The following is a 15443-nucleotide window of genomic DNA, read 5'->3' as shown; positions in this document are numbered from 1 at the left end:
GTTCGATCGCACAATATTGCAGACCTCTGCAAAGTTGCAGAGCTCTGCAAGTTGGGTACCGTGTTGGGGTGATCATCGAACAAGGCCTTCGTGACCGCAAGAAGGCAGCAACCCGTGCCGCACTCAGCGGCGCGGCAGCACGGCTCGCTCGTGCGCTGGGGATCGAATGCGTCACCGCTGACGCAATCGCCTCCGAGGCCGGAGTGTCGACGAGGACGTTCCACAACTACTTCTCCAGCAAGGAGGAGGCAGTGCTCGCCAGTTTCGAGGAATCGGTGAACCTGTGGATCGAGGCGCTTGCGTCACGGCCCGCGGACGAACCAATTCTCGACGTCCTCGAAGAACTTGTGGTCGAAATCGTGAACGACTCAGGTCCGAGTGGGAGTGAGAAGGCAAGTATCTGGCTGCTGTCGGATTCGAGTCCCGCGCTCTACCGGGATGCCGCAGACATGCATCAGCGGATCAACCGTGCAGTCGTTCAGGCATTGGCGGAGCGTACCGGTACCGACGCCGAGAAGGACCTGTACCCGACGCTCCTCCTGGGAGCGGTGGGCGGAGCCGCTAAGTCGGTGATCGACGTCTGGACTGGCGGAAAGTCGGAGGCTTCCAGTCCGGAAGAGTTGGTTCACGACGCTTTTCGGCAGATTCGTGCCGGGTTGCCCGCGCCGCCGCCTGCCCCTGAGATGTCGCGTCCCTGAGATGTCTCGTCTCTGAGCCCCACACGTAATACCTGTCCACGTACACGCACCGAAACAGCAAGGAGCCCGTCGTGGCCACCTATCTTTATCGGATCGGCAAGTTCGCCTACCGGCGAAAAGGCGCGGTCCTCAGCGTTTGGCTGATAATCCTGGTCCTGATGGGCGTCGGGGCAGCGACTCTGTCCGGCCCCACCAAGGATTCGTTCTCCATTCCGGGAACCCCGGCGCAGCAGGCGCAAGACCTGATGGCGGAGCGTTTTCCCGACGCGCCCAATCCTATGGATTCGCTGAGCGCACGATACGTAGTGCAAGCTCCGGCAGGCACGACGCTGGCCGATCCGGCGAACGTCAAAGCCATGGACGACATGCTCGCGAGTATTCGTGGCATCGACAAGGTCGCCGACTCTGCCAAGGTGGACCCGGCGACTGCCACTCCGGAACAGGCCGCGAAGGCGTTGGTCAATCCGGTTACCGGCAACGACTCCATGGTTGCGATGTTCAAGGAAAAGGCTGCTGCGGCTGGAACTTCCGAGACACAGGCCGTGGACGACGCGCGTGCGTTGTCGCCGCTCAGTGCCGACGGCACAGTCGGGTACGTCGAGGTTCCGTTCAGCGGTGACTTCGCCGATCTCGATCAGGCATTGCGTGATTCGATCAACTCCGCAGCCGATGTCGGTCGGGCCGAGGGACTCAACGTCCAGGTCAGTGGTTCTGCTGCTCAGGAAGCGGAGATGCCCGGTGGTGTCACCGAGCTGATCGGTATCGCCGTTGCCGCAGTCGTTCTGGCCATCACGTTCGGTTCGCTTGTGGCCGCGGGGCTTCCGCTCCTCACCGCGATCATCGGTATCGCTATCGGCAGCCTCGGAATCACGGTTGCCACCGGATTCATGGATCTCAGTTCGATGACTCCGACGTTGGCGATCATGATCGGTCTGGCCGTGGCGATCGACTACTCGCTGTTCATCATGTCCAGGTTCAGGCATGAGCTCACCCTTACCGACAACCGTGCCGAAGCAGCAGGTCGCGCCGTCGGAACCGCCGGTTCCGCAGTGGTATTCGCTGGTTTGACGGTCATCATCGCGCTGGTTGCATTGCGCGTCGTCGGCATCCCGTTCCTCTCCGATATGGGTGCGGCAGCGGCCTTTACCGTGCTGATCGCGGTTCTGATCGCCTTGACCTTGCTGCCTGCGATCCTGGGTATGTTCGGACGCAAGGCTTTTGCCGGCAAGATTCCCTTCCTCAGCAAGCGCGCTGAGGAGTCCGAAGACGAAGATTCGGGCAAGCCGAAGTTGGCTCTGCGCTTCATCAGTGCCGTCGTCCGTCGTCCGCTCGTGCCGCTGATCGGTGGAGTAGTGCTTCTGGGCGCATTGGCTCTGCCCGCAACGGGATTGAGCCTGGCACTGCCGTCGGAGGCCACCGGTGACCCGGCGACCAGTGCGCGTCAGGCATACGACCTGATCGACGAGGGCTTCGGTGACGGTCGCAACGGACCGCTCATCGCCGTTGTCGACGCGAAGGGGGCCAGCGTTCCCGCCGGGGAGGCCTTTGCGGAGGTCGTCTCGACCATCTCGAGCTTCGATGACGTCCAGAACGCACAGGTCGTCGGGGTCAACGAGGCCGGCGACACCGCGCAGGTACTGATCACTCCGAAGAGTGGTCCGACCGACCCCGCCACGATGGATCTGGTGTCCAGCCTTCGTGGAGCCGAAGGCGGACTCAACGATTCGATCGGCGTCAGCTACGGCATCACCGGTCAGACCGCACTCGAAGGCGACGTTTCGGACACGCTGAAGGATGCATTGGTGCCCTACCTGGCCGTCGTCGTCGGCCTTGCATTCATCTTGTTGCTCTTGGTGTTCCGTTCGATCCTGGTTCCGCTGACGGCGACGCTCGGCTTCCTGCTCAGCGTGCTCGCGACATTCGGTGCGACGGTGGCGATCTTCCAGCACGGTTGGTTGGGCATCATCTCGAACCCGCAACCACTCGTGAGTTTCATGCCGATCTTCCTGATCGGTGTGGTGTTCGGACTCGCGATGGACTACCAGGTGTTCCTCGTGACGCGTATGCGTGAGGAGTACGTCCACGGCGCGAGCGCGAAGGAGGCCGTGACCATCGGCTTCAACCATGGCGCCCGGGTCGTCAGTGCGGCTGCGGTCATCATGATCTCCGTGTTCGGTGCCTTCATCGCGGAACCGAACTCGTTCATCAAGTCGATCGGCTTCGCGCTTGCCGCGGCGGTGTTCTTCGACGCCTTCATCGTGCGCATGGTGATCATCCCGTCCGTCATGGCACTGCTCGGCGACAAGGCGTGGTGGTTGCCGAAGTGGCTGGACAAGATTCTGCCGAACGTCGACATCGAGGGTGAGAAGCTCAGCAAGGCCCTCCGTGAAGAAAAGGAAGCGGAGCTTCAGTCCGCATCTGCTTGATCTCTGCTGTGCGCCTTTATTAACCCCCCGCGGTTAATAAAGGCGCACAGCAGTTTTTGTGTATCGAAATATCCAGCGGCACATGTCGGCCAGGATTGGTAACCTTCGCTCACTATGCTGATCAGGCTGCTGCGCACTTATCTGACGCCGTACCGGGGTGAACTCACGGGCGTTGTCGTCCTGCAGTTTATTTCGACTATGGCGGCCCTTTACCTTCCGAGTCTCAACGCCGACATCATCGACAACGGCGTGACGAAAGGCGACACCGGCTACATCCTCTCCACCGGCGGGATGATGCTGATGGTCACGCTCACGCAGATCCTGTGCTCGGTGGGTGCCGTCTTCTTCGGTGCGCGAGTCGCCATGGGCGTCGGACGCGATCTCCGGGCTTCGGTGCTGCATCAGGTCGGGACGTTTTCGGCCCGAGAGGTCGGGCACTTCGGTGCGCCTTCGCTGATCACCCGCAACACCAACGACGTCCAGCAAGTGCAGATGATGGTTGTGATGAGTTGCACCATCCTCGTCATGGCGCCGATCATGTGCGTCGGCGGCATCATCATGGCTCTGCGTCAGGACCTGAATCTGTCCTGGATCCTGGGGATCAGCGTCCCGCTTCTCGTAGTCTCGATGGGTTTCCTGATTGCCCGGATGGTCCCCGGATTCAGGGTCATGCAGGGCCGCCTCGACGCCGTCAACCGTGTTCTTCGCGAACAGATCACGGGCATCCGTGTCGTCCGAGCGTTTGTACGGGAACCGTACGAGGTAGAGCGTTTCGGCGATGCCAACCGTGAGCTGACGGAGACTGCACTCGGCGTCGGCCGCCTCATGGCACTGATGTTCCCGCTCGTGATGCTGATCAGCAATGTCACCAGCGTCGCGGTCATCTGGTTCGGTGGCCATCAGATCAACGAGGGCTCGATGCAGATCGGCTCGCTCACCGCGATGCTCAGCTACATCATGCAGATCCTGATGGCCGTCATGATGGCCACTTTCATGGCGGTGATGCTGCCGCGTGCGTCGGTGTGCGCCGAACGTATCTCCGAGGTGCTCGACACGGATTCGTCGGTGATTCCGCCCGAGAATCCGGTCCGAGAACTGAAGGACCCGGGAGTTGTCGAACTTCGTGGCGCTCAGTTCCAGTTCCCCGGAGCCGAGGAACCTGTATTGCGCGACATCACGTTCCGTGCCGAACCCGGCAAGACGACGGCGATCATCGGCGGCACCGGATCGGGAAAGACCACTCTGCTTAACCTGATTCCACGATTGATCGACTCCACCTCCGGATCGGTATCGGTGGGCGGCGTCGACGTCCGCGACATCGACACGGAGCTGCTCTGTTCGGTGATCGGTCTGGTCCCGCAGAAGCCGTATCTGTTCTCCGGCACTGTCGCCACCAATCTCCGCTACGGAAACCCCGAAGCTACCGACGAATGGCTGTGGGAGTGCCTCGAGATCGCCCAAGCTGCCGACTTCGTCCGCGCCATGCCCGAAGGCCTGGACACACCGGTGGCACAAGGCGGTACGACGGTATCGGGCGGTCAGCGTCAGAGACTCGCCATCGCCAGAGCGTTGGTGCGTAAGCCACAGATCTATCTGTTCGACGATTCCTTCTCGGCACTCGACCTCACTACTGATGCGAGGCTGCGTGCGGCGCTCCGGCCGGTCACGCAAGACGCCTGCATCGTCGTTGTCGCGCAGCGCATTTCCACCATCGTGGAAGCCGATCAGATCATCGTGCTCGACGACGGCGCCATCGTGGGGATCGGCACGCACGACGAACTCGTGGTCAGTTGTCCCACCTACGGCGAAATCGTCGCCTCTCAGCTAGCCGTACAGGACGCATCATGAGCAATCGACCGACTTCCTCGCCTCCCATCGGCCCGCCCGGCGGCGGCGATCCCACAAAGAAGGCCATGAACTTCGGCCCTTCGCTCAAACGTCTCCTCGGTCGCTTGAGCCCCGACAAGCCGATCGTCGTCCTGATCTTCGCTTTGGTGACCGCAAGCGTCGTACTTTCCTCGATCGCGCCGAAGATCCTGGGAAACGCCACCAACCTGATCTTCGACGGAATCGTCAGCAAGCAACTCCAGCCGGGGACGACAAAGGAACAGGCTGTCGAGGGATTGCGCGCTTCGGGGCAGGGTCAGCTCGCCGACATGGTGTCCGGCATGGCAGTTGTGCCTGGAACCGGAATCGATTTCGACGCAGTCGGCAAGGTCTTGATGATCGTGCTGCTGCTGTTCGTCTGTGCGTCGCTGTTCAGTTGGTTGCAGGCGTATCTGCTCAACATCGTGGTCCAGCGAACCGTTCGCCGGTTGCGTGAGGATGTCGAGCAGAAGATTCACCGACTTCCCTTGCGGTACTTCGATACCCATGCCCGCGGTGATGTTCTCTCACGCGTGACCAATGACATCGACAACGTCGCGCAGAGCTTGCAGCAGACGCTCAGCCAGTTGGTCATGTCGGTGATGACCGTCCTGGGCATTCTGGTGATGATGCTGTGGATCTCACCGTTGCTCGCCTTGATCGCGGTGGCAACTGTTCCGCTGTCGATCATGGTCACAGCGTTCATCGCGAAGCGTTCACAGAAGCACTTCGTGGCGCAGTGGAAGAGCACCGGCGGAATCAACGCACAGGTCGAGGAAGCGTTCAGCGGCCACGAGTTGGTCAAGGTGTTCGGCCGCCAGCAGGAGGTCGAGGAGCGCTTCCGCAAGCAGAACGAGGATCTGTACGAGTCCAGCTTCAAGGCGCAGTTCATCTCCGGTCTGGTCATGCCGGCCGTGATGTTCCTGGGCAACCTCAACTACGTCGCCATCGCAGTGGTGGGTGGCATGCGCGTCGCATCCGGAACGATGACGCTCGGCGATGTGCAAGCGTTCATCCAGTACTCGCGGCAGTTCACCCAGCCGCTCACGCAGATAGCGTCGATGACCAATCTGCTGCAGTCCGGCGTCGCTTCGGCCGAGCGGGTCTTCGCGCTGCTCGACCAAGACGAGCAGTCGGAGGACCCGAAGAGCGCGAAGTCGCCCACGGTCGACAAGGGTCGCGTCAAGTTCGAGAACGTCACCTTCAGTTACAAGCCGGAACAGCCGCTGATCGAGGACCTGTCCCTGACTGCCGAGCCGGGCCAGATGGTTGCGATCGTCGGACCCACCGGCGCAGGCAAGACCACCCTCGTCAACCTCATCCTGCGGTTCTACGAACTCAATTCGGGCCGAATCACTTTGGACGGCATCGACATCGCCGACATGACGCGAGACGATCTGCGCTCACGGATCGGCATGGTTCTGCAGGACGCATGGCTGTTCGGTGGAACCATCCGCGAGAACATCGCCTACGGCAAGCCTGGTGCCACCGACGAGGAGATTCGTCGTGCGGCCGAGATGAGCTACGTCGACAAGTTCGTGCACTCTCTGCCTGAGGGTTACGACACGGTCATCGACGAGGAAGGCAGCAACGTCAGTGCGGGCGAGAAGCAGCTCATCACTATCGCCCGCGCCTTCATCTCGCAGCCGTCCATCCTGATCCTCGACGAGGCGACCAGTTCGGTGGACACGCGCACCGAACTGCTGGTCCAGAGCGCCACCGCGGTTCTGCGCAACGACCGCACCAGCTTTGTCATCGCGCACCGTCTTTCGACAATTCGTGATGCGAACCTGATCGTGGTGATGGAGGAAGGCCGGATCGTGGAGCAGGGGAGCCATGAGGCTCTGCTCGAATCCCGCGGCGCGTACTTCCGTCTGTACAACAGCCAATTCGTGGGCGCGGAGATCTGATGCCTCAGTAGACTGGAGCAGACTTGGTCCGCTGGGTGGACCACATTCTGTGTACTGGAGGCGCTCGGCGATGCATTCGTTGCTGGGGAAAGCGCGCCTGATACTCGATTCCTTCGATGCGGATTCGGGTGCGCTGTCGCTGACCGAACTTGCGAATCGGAGTGGTGTTGCGAAGGCGACGGTGCATCGAATAGCCGGTGAACTGGTGTCTCTTGGTCTACTGGAACGGGTCGGAACCAAGTACAGGTTGGGGTTACGGCTCTTCGAACTGGGGCAGTTGGTTCCTCGTCAACGTATTCTGCGCGAGGTGTCCTTGACGTATGTGCAGGATCTTCACGCGGCGACCCGGGAGACGGTTCACCTCGCGATTCGCGACGGCCTCGATGTTCTGTACATCGACAAGATCTCCGGTCATCACGGGGTGGACCTGCCGTCGCGGGTGGCTGGCCGGCTGCCGATGTATGCCACGGCAACCGGCAAAGCGATACTCGCGTACTCACCGGATTCCGTTTTTCGAGCGGTGACAGGCAACGGATTTGTCGAGTTCACCGATCGGACGGTGAACTCGGAAGACGGGTTACGTAGGCAACTCGACGCTGTTCGTTCGCAGCAGTTGGCGGTCGAGACCGAAGAGGTTCGCCTGGGAACATCGAGTATCGCTGCCCCGATCTTCGGTGGACTTGGTGAAGCAGTTGCCGCGATCGGTGTGTCGAGTCCGCGGTATCGAATGGACACCGAGCGTTTTGCCGAACCGTTGCGCGCGGCGGCCGAAGGGATCAGCCGGAAGGTATCGGTTCTCGAACGCTCGGCATAACCGTTTTATCGACGCACGCAGAGCAGCGCGATCACGCCGAGAACCGAAGCCCCGGTCATGGAGATGGCCACGGCAAGACTGGTGTTGCCGAGAAGGCCGACGATGGGCGCAACCACAGCGGCAGCGCCGAACTGCGCAAATCCGATCAGCGCGGCTGCTGAGCCTGCGGCTTCTCCGTGACGGGACAGTGCAACCGCCGGTGCGTTGGGCATGACAAAACCCGTTGCGCAGAGCATCAGCAGGAGGGGGACGGCAAACCCGACGAATCCCCACGAGTCGGTGGCGGCAACAACAACAAATGCAGCGCCGACGGCACTACTGCCCCACATTGCCCAGATCGTGATGGAATTCGGCGACCACCGGCCGAGAAGCACGACGTTGAGCTGGGACGAACCGATCAGAACGACGGCGCCGCCGGCAAAGGCAAATCCGTATGCGGTGGCGCTCAGTCCGAACTGTTCCTGCATCACGTAGGACGACGCGGCGATGTACGACCACAAAACGCCGCGGCCGAGACCGCACACGAGCACCAACACCATGAAGTGGGCATCCTTGCCGAGCGCAATGTAGTTTCGCGCGATGGCGCCGATGCCCTTGCCCGACCGATTCTCGGGTGGAAGTGTTTCCGGCAGCGATACTGCCGCGAGTGCGATCATCGCGATGCCCAGGATGAAGAGAGCTAGAAAGACTCCGCGCCACTGTGTTACGGACATCAGTGCCCCGCCGATGGAGGGGGCCAGGATGGGCGCTACGCCCATGACCAACATCAGCCGCGAAAGTACAACTGCCGCATCGTGTCCGGTGAATAGATCACGAACGATTGCCATCGCGATCACGCCTGTCGCGGCGGCGCCGAAACCTTGAAGGGTTCGCAGCGCAGTGAGGACTTCGATGGACGGAGCAAAGAAGCAGGCCAACGACGCGCCGACGTGAATTACTGTGCCCACGAGCAGGGGACGTCGACGTCCGTAGATGTCGGACAGTGGGCCGATGAGCAACTGGCCGAAAGCCAGACCCAGAAGTGTGCCCGTCAGGGTCAGCTGAACCATCGTGTCCGACGTGCCGAATTCCTGCGTGATCTGTGGCAGCGCAGGAAGATACATGTCGACGGTGAACGGCCCGAGGGCGGTGAGAATTCCGAGAAGCAGTACCAATCGGATCCGTGCACCGCCCGTCGGGGCGATCACCGTTCGTTCAGTTGTGCTGTTGGTCAAGGAAACCCGAAACTACACTGTAGTAGTCGTATGGTCGTTCTTCCTGAAGATGATGCGACGCCTTGTCCATGATGTAGAGATGGCCATGGGGAATCATCCGCGCAAGCATGAGCGGGTAGTCCGGGGTGAGGAATGCGTCGTGCATGCCCCAGGCGAAGAGCGTCGGCGCCTGGATCTGGCCGAGTTCAGCTGTGAGATCCTGCCAATCGCCACGAGGTGAGTCCGCCGAGGCAGCCAGGGCCATTTCTTCGGGGTCGAGACTTTGCTCGTATCGCATCTGGAGGGTTTCGGCGGGCAACTTCGATCCGTCGAACCATTCGAGACTGGTGATCAAGGTGCGGAGTTTTTCGAGGGTGGGGCCGGTGCCGCCGTAGTAGACGTCGCGGGCGTTGCGGCCACGACGGCCATCCTCGGGGAGCGGCGCGAGTGGACCGTAGAAGACGGGCATGCTGCCCGTGATCACCAGGGAGCGAACGCGTTCCGGGTACTTTGCCGCAAGATTGAGCGCTATGGTGCCGCCCCACGAGTTGCAGACGAAGTCTGCGCGTTCGATTCCGAGTTCGTCGAGCAGGGCAACCACCTTGGCGGCGTGGAAGTCCCACATTGGGCCGGCGATGGTGCACTTGTCGGACCGACCGTATTGCAGCAGATCAACGAGAATCGCTCGTCGATCCGAGGCGAAGAGCGGTGCCACTGGCCCGAAGTCGGACCACGCAGTGCAGCCGGGGCCGCCTCCGTGCAGGAAAATCGTGGGGTCGCCCTCGCCGAGGTCGTAGTAATGGAATGTGACGCCATCTGCTTTGGCGTACAAGCTCTTCGGTTGATCAGCCATGGCTATACCTGACCTCGAGGTGAGCGGTATGGGAAGTATCGCGGTCCGGCAGGCGAACCCGGTTCGTGGCTGTGAGACTTCCGAATGCCTAGCGTGCTGGCATGAGAACAGAACTCGAGCACGCGCGTGATCGCGCGGAGGCGATGATCGGTACGCGGGAAACGCGAGAGTTGGGAACGGTGCGTCCGGCGGAGTCGGTTGCGTTTGCGGTTGCCACCGCCGAGACGGACCCCCGGTTTCTCGACCCGGAGCACCCGGCATTTGCCGTCCATCCGATGTATCTGCCTTCGCTTTTGCGAGGACCGCAAGGTGGCTCCGATCGAGAGTACCGAGCAGACGGCATGTTCCGTGACGAAGTGCCGGGCACAGACGGTATCGACGTGCGCTTGATGGCCGGCGGGCAGAGTGTGACTTTCTTGCGACCGGCCCCGCTGGGTGAGGCTGTCGTCGTAGGGCGAGTACTCGATACCGTGACGACCAAGGGCCGGGCTCCGGACGAGTTTCTGCTGCTCTCGGTCACCAAGACTTACCGGGGTGCGCAGTCCGGCGCATTCGCCGAGGTCGTCGAGAAGTTCATCGTCCGATGACCGAAACAGTAGTCGTGGGCACGCCGATCGAATCGGTGACCTTGGTCTGCGATCCGGTTCGGATCCTTCGATTCGGGGCGTCGACGCACAATTCGCACCGTATTCACTACGACGCCTCATATGCGCAGACGGAGGGGTTGTCCGCACCGGTGGTCATGGCCCAGTTGCAGGGCACGCTGTTCTTTCGTGCCGCGTCACACTTTGCCGGTGGATACGAAGGAGTTGTGTCCGTCTCCTGGCAGAATCGTGCGCCCGCGCCCGTCGGAACCACACTCGAGGTGTCGGGTGAAGTGTCCCAAATCGACAGTGACCAACTAACTTTGGCATTGCGGGAGCATTCGGACAATGGCGTGCTGTGTGCCGTCGGAACCGCTGTGGTGGTCCGGGTCTGCTGAGCGAACCGAATCCATTGGCGTAGACCGCAATCTCACCCAAGATCTGTTTCATTCAAACGTTCAGTGTCGAGAGGACTTCACATGACTGGTGTCGAGGCGTCGGAAGCCACGTTCGCGCTGCCCGAGCGGCCACGAGCGGCCGGTCGGCAGGATTGGACGGCATGGCCGGGTTACAACGCAGCCGGCAGCGGATACCGCGGTTACTGGTACCCGGTCACGTGGTCGAACCACATCACCAAAGACCCCAAGAGCTTCACCATCTGTGGTGAAAAGCTGGCGATCATCCGCGACGCAGGCAAGGCATATGCCCTGCACGATCGGTGCCCGCACCGCGGCGTTCCGTTGTCCGAGGGCGATCAGCAGTTCCCGGGAACTGTCAGCTGCCCGTACCACGGCTGGACGTACCGGCTCACTGACGGCAAGCTGGCCGCGGTCATCACCGACGGTCCGGATTCCAAGATCTGCGGCAAGCTGAACGTCCAGACCTATGCGATCGAGGAGCGACTCGGTCTGGTGTGGGTGTACATCCCGATCGCCAACGAGCCGGCGCCGTCCATCGACGACCAGTTGCCGCGTGAGCTGGTGGAGAACAAGGGTATCGTCGGTGGTCGGATTCAGCCCCGAGAAGGCAACTGGCGCTTCGCATGTGAGAACGGTTTCGACGAGGGACATGCGAAGTACCTGCACCGCACCGCATTGTGGCGTCTGTTCAAGCCGATGCCGACGTGGAACATCACGAGCATCGTTCCGGAGGGACGCTGGATCTACCGCGTGCAGGAAGAGGTGTACTGGGAGGCGGAATTCCCGGGCGTGGGAACCTGGACGAACAAGCGGTGGTGGAAGAAGAAGCCGGACGAGACCCAGATTTCGCAGATCGGAAACGTCGGCGCCGGTCTGGACGTCAATCCTGTGATCGCAGCTCAGAACTTCCCCGGTTTTGCTTCACTGTCCATGCCGGGTGTCCTGCGCATCGCGTACCCCAAGTTCATTCACTACGAGTTCTACGTCCCGGTGGACGAAGACAACCACAAGTACGTCGGCCTCATGGTCAACTTCGTCTCCGGCGCAGCAAAATTGGGCTTCTACGCCAAGTACCTCGGCGCGATCCGCTGGCTGTTCCACGGTCAGTTCTCGGGTCAGGATGCGTGGATGGTCGAGGTCACCGACGCACCGCCGGAGAAGCTGTACCGACCGGACGTGTCGCTGACGACGTGGCGAAATCTGGCAGAGGAAGAGTACGCCGAGAAGATCGCCGACGCGGCCAAGCACACCCCCAAGGCGCCGGTCAGGCCCACCCGAGAGCGCCGGACGCCAACGCCCCGCTCGGCCCCTGTCGCCGACGCTCAGATTCCCACCGGCACCAGCGAATAGGAGAGATACATGTTCAAGATTCTGACGGCTGTCGCTATCGGTGCCGCTGTTGCAGTGGCAGTTCCCAAGCTGTGGCAGCTGGCCGGCGAGCGCAGCAATACTCAGGTACATCAGGTCAATCCATGACCACTGCGAGGGCCGATGCTCTCGCAGGCCTAGGCGACGAGCGCCGGGAATGGGTCGAGCGAGCCTACGCCCATGTCGATCGTGCGCGATTGCGGGATCTCGCCACTTCGGTGGTCAACATTCCCAGTCCGACGGGTGACGAAGCACCGCTGGCCCGCCACATCACGGCGGTCCTGGCAGCGTCGGGCATCGAGGCCCACACAATGGATCTCGATGATCGGCAAGCGAACTCGTGGGGAAGGCTCCGCGGTGACGGGTCCGGACCGGACCTGTTGCTGTATGCGCCGATCGACACCGTCACGACCGGCGATCCGGCGGAAGACCTGCCGTGGGTGGGAAATGAGCTGCGAGCGGATCTGACGCCGCACGCCCAGTTCGACGAGAACTACGTGATCGGATTGGGTGCGTCGAACCCCAAAGGCCACGCCGTCTGCATTGTCGCGGCGGCCGAAGCAATTGCCGCAGCCGGTATTCCGCTCCGCGGTGACCTGGTGCTCGGATTCGGCGCCGGTGGTATGCCGACCAATGCCCGCCCCGGTGTCGGAAACCCCCGACGCAACACCGGCCAGGGCGTCGGCTGCTCGTTCCTCCTGGAACAGGGAGTGTGGGCGGACTGCGCGTTGATCGCCAAGCCCGGCTGGACGGTCTCCTGGGAAGAAGTGGGACTGGCCTGGTTCGAGATCACGGTGCACGGTCTGCACACCTACGTCGGCTCGCGCCACCGGTTGCCGTACCGCAACGCGATTACCGCAGCCGGCGAGGTGGTCGCCAAGTTGGAGGAATGGTTCCCGAAGTACTCGGCGGCGCATCAGGACGGTTTGGTTGCGCCTCAGGGGATCGTTGCCAACATCCGCGGCGGGTGGGAGCGAACAGCGTCGTTCACCCCCGAGCAGGTGCGCCTTACCGTTGATCTACGGCTCAGCCCGCGGACGACGCCCACCGCGGCCAAGCGCGAACTCAAAGCCGTCGTTGCGGAGATCGCACAATCGCTGGATCTGCAGATCGACGTCGAACAGGTTCTTGCCATCCCCGGTGAGGGTTCCGACCCTCGAATGTGGTTGCGCCGCGCCGCAGTCCACGCGTGGGAAGCTGCCGAAGGAGAGCCGCATCAGGACTTCTTCGACGCGAGTGGAGCCACCGACGCAAACATCCTGCGCAGCCGCGGCATCCCGACGATTCGGGTGGGTATGCCCAAGGTGGTCGACGCACCGTTCGAGGTGGACTTCGCGATGGGGATGAACACTGTGGACCTGGCTGCGGCGGAGAGATTTACGAAGTATCTGATCCGAGTGGCCCTCGACACCGTCACCCGCTCGCTCGAGGAAGTAGGAATCGACTGATGGCGAAGATAGTTCTGGGTATCGGTGCCTCCCACAGCACCTTGATGAACACCCATTGGGAAGAGACGACGCACAAGGCGGAGGCCGAACGCTTCCGGGACGCGCTGTATCTGAGCCGGGAGAAGATCGCGGCGTCGAAACCCGATGTTGTCTTGATTTTCGGCTCCAACCACTTTCGCGGTTTCTGGCTGGATCTGATTCCGGCGTTCACTCTCGGCGTCGGAGAGTGCATTTCCAGTGGCGAGTCAGGAACACCCAAGGGGCCGCAACGGGTCGACGTGGAGTTCGCCAGGCACCTTGCAAACGAGCTGATCGAAGGTGGCCGGTTCGATCTTGCCTACTCGGCGCGATTGCAGATCGATCATGGTCAGTCTCACGCGATTCAGTACCTTCTCGACGGAATCGATGTTCCGATAGTTCCGTTGGTGGTCAACGTATTCGCGCCGCCCCTCCCGACGTTCAAGCGATGTGAGGAAGTGGCGAAGGCCCTGCGGGATGCCGTTGCGTCGTATCCGGCGGATACCCGGGTCGTGGTGATCGCGTCCGGTGGATTGTCTCATCGTCTGCCCTGGCCGGACTGGCGGGATCCGCACGGTGAGGACGAGGATTTCATGGTTCAAGCCTGGCTGGACGGCCGGGAGAACTGGTCCGACTACGACGTCCGGCGACGCCAGATCATCCGCGCAGCCGATGCCGCGATCACTCCGGAGTTCGATGACCGAATTCTTGATCTGTTTGCCAGCGGCAAGGCAAGTGAGCTTGCCGAGTTCACGACGCAGCAGATCGAAGACGAGGCGGGCAACGGTGCGCAGGAGTTGCGGACCTGGCTCATGATGGCCGCGATGCTCGACTACGTTCCGGGTGAACGCCTTGCCTACGAAGCGATTCCCGAGTGGCTCACCGGTATGGGTGTCACGATTCTCGATCCAGCTGGAACAGACAGCGCAACAACATAATCTGCACCTTCAGTAAAGGAAGTTTCTCTGATGACAATCTGGAACGAACTTGCCGGGCTCGATTTCGAGTTGACGATCGTCGACGCCGGCGGTGTGCCCACGCGCTCTCTGCAGGCAGGATCCGGTGACGAGGCCGTGATCTTCCTGCACGGCACCAGCGGACACCTCGAGGCATTTGCACGCAATATTGCACCGCACGCCGAGTCTTACCGGGTTCACGCGATCGACATGCTCGGCCATGGTTACACCGGCAAGCCTGACTACCCGTACGAGATTCCGCGCTACGTCGAGCATTTGGTGAACTACCTCGACGCGGTCGGACTGGACCGTGTGCACTTGGTGGGTGAAAGCCTCGGTGGTTGGGTCGCTGCCTACCTGGCCAGCGAGCAGCCCGAACGTGTTCTGTCGCTGCAGTTGCTGGCAGCAGGCGGAACAGTCGCGAACCCGGTAGTCATGGAGCGCATCAAGACGTCGACCGCGAAGGCCGTCCAGAGTGACGACATCGAATTGACCCGCGCACGTATGCAGTTGCTCATGCATGATCCCGCCGATGCAACCGAGGAATTGGTTCAGGCTCGTCACCGGATCTACCATCAGCCTGACTTTGTCGCCAACATCCACAACCTCCTTTCCTTGCAGGAGATGGAGGTTCGCCAGCGGAACCTGCTGCGCCCGGATCGAATGGCACTCATCAAGGCGCCGACTCTTGTGGTCTGGGGTCAGGAAAATCCGTTCGGTGATGTTCCGGAAGCGAAGAAGATGGCCGAGGATATTCCGGGCGCTCAGCTCGAACTCTACTCGGAGTGCGGTCACTGGCCGCAGCACGAGCAGGCAGCGAAGTACAACCCGCTGAGCCTCGAGTTCTTGGCAAAGGCATCAGCCAGCGCGAAGGCAGCTATCTGAGAAGT

Annotated in this window: 13 protein-coding genes; 11 read left to right on the top strand and 2 right to left on the bottom strand. The window is 61.6% G+C overall.

What is annotated here, in order from left to right; all coding sequences use genetic code 11:
• The first annotated feature begins 68 nt into the window (after nt 1-68).
• From ABIE52_RS20215 to ABIE52_RS20195, 5 genes are all read left to right on the top strand, one after another.
• Nucleotides 69-698: a TetR/AcrR family transcriptional regulator gene (locus tag ABIE52_RS20215; protein WP_007731646.1), complete on the top strand. Its 630-nt coding sequence runs from the start codon at nt 69-71 to the stop codon at nt 696-698.
• A gap of 71 nt (nt 699-769) precedes the next feature.
• On the top strand, nt 770-3124 hold the full coding sequence (locus ABIE52_RS20210; RefSeq protein ID WP_063315228.1) for an MMPL family transporter: 2355 nt from the start codon (nt 770-772) through the stop codon (nt 3122-3124).
• A 114-nt stretch (nt 3125-3238) separates the two neighbouring features.
• A complete protein-coding gene (locus ABIE52_RS20205; protein WP_003943950.1) occupies nt 3239-4972 on the top strand; it encodes an ABC transporter ATP-binding protein in 1734 nt (577 codons plus the stop codon).
• The gene (locus ABIE52_RS20200) at nt 4969-6900 is read left to right on the top strand and encodes an ABC transporter ATP-binding protein (RefSeq protein ID WP_007731644.1); all 1932 of its coding nucleotides are present in this window, start codon (nt 4969-4971) and stop codon (nt 6898-6900) included. The genes ABIE52_RS20205 and ABIE52_RS20200 overlap by 4 nt, the downstream gene beginning before the upstream one ends.
• A 70-nt stretch (nt 6901-6970) precedes the next feature.
• Nucleotides 6971-7714 carry an IclR family transcriptional regulator gene (locus ABIE52_RS20195; protein ID WP_007731643.1) on the top strand — a complete coding sequence of 248 codons (744 nt, stop codon included), beginning with the start codon at nt 6971-6973 and terminating at the stop codon, nt 7712-7714.
• Nucleotides 7715-7719: 5 nt separating this feature from the next.
• On the opposite strand, the gene ABIE52_RS20190 is transcribed toward ABIE52_RS20195, so the two are convergent.
• Together ABIE52_RS20190 and ABIE52_RS20185 are read right to left on the bottom strand one after the other, a co-directional pair.
• Nucleotides 7720-8901 carry a multidrug effflux MFS transporter gene (locus tag ABIE52_RS20190; protein WP_192712914.1) on the bottom strand — a complete coding sequence of 394 codons (1182 nt, stop codon included), beginning with the start codon at nt 8899-8901 and terminating at the stop codon, nt 7720-7722.
• A 7-nt stretch (nt 8902-8908) separates the two neighbouring features.
• Nucleotides 8909-9760, bottom strand: coding sequence for an alpha/beta fold hydrolase (locus ABIE52_RS20185; protein ID WP_007731641.1), 852 nt, complete (start codon nt 9758-9760; stop codon nt 8909-8911).
• A 101-nt stretch (nt 9761-9861) separates the two neighbouring features.
• Here ABIE52_RS20185 and ABIE52_RS20180 point away from each other — a divergent pair, with 101 nt between their 5' ends.
• The 6 genes from ABIE52_RS20180 (at nt 9862) to ABIE52_RS20155 (ending at nt 15438) form a co-directional block, all read left to right on the top strand.
• A complete protein-coding gene (locus tag ABIE52_RS20180; protein ID WP_007731639.1) occupies nt 9862-10347 on the top strand; it encodes an FAS1-like dehydratase domain-containing protein in 486 nt (161 codons plus the stop codon).
• Nucleotides 10344-10742, top strand: a complete 399-nt coding sequence (locus tag ABIE52_RS20175; protein WP_021332874.1) for a hotdog family protein — start codon at nt 10344-10346, stop codon at nt 10740-10742. Before ABIE52_RS20180 ends, ABIE52_RS20175 begins: the two co-directional genes overlap by 4 nt.
• A gap of 81 nt (nt 10743-10823) precedes the next feature.
• Nucleotides 10824-12113 (top strand): aromatic ring-hydroxylating oxygenase subunit alpha, encoded by a 1290-nt coding sequence (locus tag ABIE52_RS20170; protein WP_007731634.1) that lies wholly within the window; start codon nt 10824-10826, stop codon nt 12111-12113.
• A gap of 122 nt (nt 12114-12235) precedes the next feature.
• Entirely contained in the window at nt 12236-13579 is a 1344-nt protein-coding gene (locus ABIE52_RS20165) for a M20 family metallopeptidase (RefSeq protein WP_007731632.1), read from the top strand.
• Nucleotides 13579-14535: a DODA-type extradiol aromatic ring-opening family dioxygenase gene (locus tag ABIE52_RS20160; protein ID WP_054188629.1), complete on the top strand. Its 957-nt coding sequence runs from the start codon at nt 13579-13581 to the stop codon at nt 14533-14535. Before ABIE52_RS20165 ends, ABIE52_RS20160 begins: the two co-directional genes overlap by 1 nt.
• Nucleotides 14536-14565: 30 nt before the next feature.
• Nucleotides 14566-15438, top strand: coding sequence for an alpha/beta fold hydrolase (locus ABIE52_RS20155; RefSeq protein WP_192712883.1), 873 nt, complete (start codon nt 14566-14568; stop codon nt 15436-15438).
• The last annotated feature ends 5 nt before the right edge of the window (nt 15439-15443 follow it).

Source organism: Rhodococcus sp. OAS809 (assembly GCF_040546695.1).
Lineage (GTDB): Bacteria > Actinomycetota > Actinomycetes > Mycobacteriales > Mycobacteriaceae > Rhodococcus_F > Rhodococcus_F qingshengii.
Note: the sequence above shows the minus strand (reverse complement) of the source record. Positions and strands in the feature narration are given on the sequence as shown.